Consider the following 3,027-nt stretch of genomic DNA (forward strand, 5'->3'; position numbering starts at 1 on the left):
CCGACAATTGTCCCTAAACCCGCCCCGACAATTGTCCCTAAACCCGCCCCTACAGATTCCCTAAACTCGCCCCGACAATTGACTTATTACCTATTCATTTAACCATTGTAAAAGGTCAGATTCACTGATCTGATTAATCCCTAATTCTTTGGCTTTTTCTAATTTAGATCCGGCATCTTCACCAACCAACAGATAATTCGTTTTAGAACTGACAGAACTGGTTACTTTACCCCCAGCGTTTTGAATTATTTTTTTGGCTTCATCTCGTTTCAGTGTGGGTAACGTTCCGGTAATCACAAAGGTTTTTCCCTGCAACGGTTGAGATTTTGCTTCCGCAGACGCTTCCTTTGGTTCACTCGCCAGTTGCAAATTTGCCTGTCGCAGTCGATTGATTAAAGTCTGATTACTGGGAACTCGAAACCAATCATAAACCGATTGGGCAATTTCTGAGCCAATTCCATAGACGCTTTCAATATCAGTAACACGGGCGGCGGCTAATTGGTCTACAGTAGGAAACTGTTGCGCTAAAATTTGAGCATTCACAGTACCCACATAGCGAATCCCTAAACCATAGAGAACTCGTGACCAGGGTTGAGTTTTGGATTGTTCAATTTGATTAATTAATTTCTGGGCGGATTTTTCACCCATCCGTTCTAAATCGGTTAATTGATCTAAAGTAAGTTGATAAAGATCCGCAACGGAATGGACTAAACCCGAATTGACTAGCTGATTCACCAGCTTTTCTCCTAACCCGTTAATATCCAATGCACCACGACTTGCCCAGTGGTTGAGTGAACCTTTGACAATGGCGGGACAAGATGCATTAATACAGCGGGTTACCGCCTCCCCTGGGGGACGCACGACGGGTTGATGGCATACCGGACAATCAGTAGGCATTTGTACGGGTTTAGCATCGGGTGGACGCAATTCGGGAAGTACGCGCACGACTTCTGGGATAATTTCCCCAGCTTTGCGAACAATGACGGTATCGCCGAGATGCAGATCTAATTCCTCGATGCGATCGCGGTTATGCAGTGTAGCCCGTGAAACGGTTGTCCCGGCTAGCTGTACGGGTTTGAGTTCCGCGACTGGGGTTAATGCCCCGGTTCGTCCCACCTGAACTGTAACATTTTGCACCAGTGTGGGGGATTCTTCAGCCGGATACTTGAGTGCGATCGCCCAGCGGGGAAACTTTTGGGTAAAGCCTAATTGTTCTTGCAGCGAAAACGAATTCAGCTTCACCACCACCCCATCGGTCATGTAGGGTAAACCACGCCGTTGACTATCCCAATATTTATAATACTCCTCCACCTCTGCCAGAGACGCGCAACGTTTCCGATGCGGATTCACCCGGAATCCTAAATCCCGCAGGAATTCCAACGCCTCCCATTGAGACTGGAGAGTTGGTACGGTTTCCCGTTTCTCTAATCCGGGAAGATGTAACGTATAGGCAAAGAAATCCAACTGTCTGCGATCGACGATTTTCGGATCTAATTGTCGCAACGTACCCGCCGCCGCATTCCTAGGATTCGCGAATAACGCTTCCCCGGCGGCTTCTCGTTCTCGATTAATCCCTTCAAACACATCCAAGGGCAAAAACGCCTCACCTCGCACTTCTACAATTGGCGGTGGTGTTTCCGTATTTAAGCGTAAAGGAATCGAGCGAATAGTGCGAATATTCTGGGTAATATCTTCCCCCGTGATACCATCCCCCCGTGTAACTCCCCGCACTAATATACCGTCTTTGTAGGTGAGTGCGATCGCGGAACCATCGATCTTCAGTTCACAGACATATTCCACCTCCTTGACATCCGGTGCATAACGTTGCCATCGTTCTTGCCACTTCGCCAACTCGTCTAAATTAAACGCATTCTCTAAACTATAAAGGGGGATATTATGGCGAACCGAAGAAAATTCTGATGCAGGTTTCTCACCCACGCGCTGAGTCGGACTATCTGGCGTCACCAACTCAGGATACTGGCTTTCTAAGTCTTGCAGTTCCCGATAGAGTTGGTCATAGACAGCATCCTCCATGATGGGATTATCGCGGACATAATAAGCATAACTTGCTTGTTGCAAGAGGTTTCGCAGTTCTTGAACCCGCTGTTTAACATTAGTCATTAGTCATTTGTCCTTCGTCCTTCGTCATTTGTAATTCTATAAAATCTTTTTTCCCATACTTCCAATCCCTCTGCGTCCCTCTGCGCGAACCTCTGCGTCCCTCTGCGTTAAAAAATTACATCAACTTGCACGTTTACCTTCATGGATCAACATCCAAAACTCATTCATTAATTTAACTTATTTTAAATCAAATCAAACAGTTATACTGAATAAGTAAGCGACTTATCTAATCATCAAACAAAATACCGGATCTCTCAATGTGGAAATCATCCATCGAATCACTCAACAAGGGTCGGATACAGAAGATTTCGCTTCTGTCCAATGGTAACCCAATCCTTTACTCAGAAATCATCCAGCTATGGCAGGATAACCAGGATTTTCGGACATTCTTCATTTCCCTACTCGCCGATGCTCCATTTTCCGCCTTTTTCTGGGAAACTCCACCTATCACCGACGTGACAGTAAACCAGGTATTTGAGTTTGTTCTCGTCAATAGTCCATCCCTGGTAAATGTACAAGCTGATCCCAGTGATTTTGCTCGCCATTTTTCCGCCGCAGGAGAAAACGAGTCAATTGTGACATTTCCGAATCTGGGAAAGGATGCGTTGCTGGTTGTACCTTGTCCACAAACCTCTATGTCTCCATACTGCCATCTGGCGGCGTTTATGCGTGACGCACCCGAACATCAGCAGCACGCCTTGTGGCAAAATGTGGGGTCAGCGTTAGAACAACGCCTGAATCCGCGTCCTACCTGGGTAAGCACCTCCGGGTTAGGGGTGTATTGGTTGCATATCCGACTAGATTCACGCCCGAAATACTACACGTACCAGCCATACAAAGTTATTTAAACTTTACCCTGATATAAAACATGAAGACCCAAAGCATCTGTCACCTAACAGATAAGAA

2 protein-coding genes are annotated in these 3,027 nt (G+C 46.3%); one reads left to right on the forward strand and one right to left on the reverse strand.

Annotated features, from left to right (window positions below):
- Positions 1-90: 90 nt before the first annotated feature.
- Positions 91-2,121, reverse strand: a complete 2,031-nt coding sequence (gene ligA / locus ACLFWI_RS28920) for an NAD-dependent DNA ligase LigA (RefSeq protein WP_446415799.1) — start codon at positions 2,119-2,121, stop codon at positions 91-93.
- Positions 2,122-2,378: 257 nt separating this feature from the next.
- Between ligA and ACLFWI_RS28925 the strand changes: the two genes are divergently transcribed.
- The gene (locus ACLFWI_RS28925) at positions 2,379-2,969 is read left to right on the forward strand and encodes a DUF6940 family protein (RefSeq protein WP_446415800.1); all 591 of its coding nucleotides are present in this window, start codon (positions 2,379-2,381) and stop codon (positions 2,967-2,969) included.
- Positions 2,970-3,027: the final 58 nt, after the last annotated feature.

Origin of the sequence: Coleofasciculus sp. (assembly GCF_046539235.1) — a bacterium.
Classification (GTDB): Bacteria; Cyanobacteriota; Cyanobacteriia; order Cyanobacteriales; family Coleofasciculaceae; genus Coleofasciculus.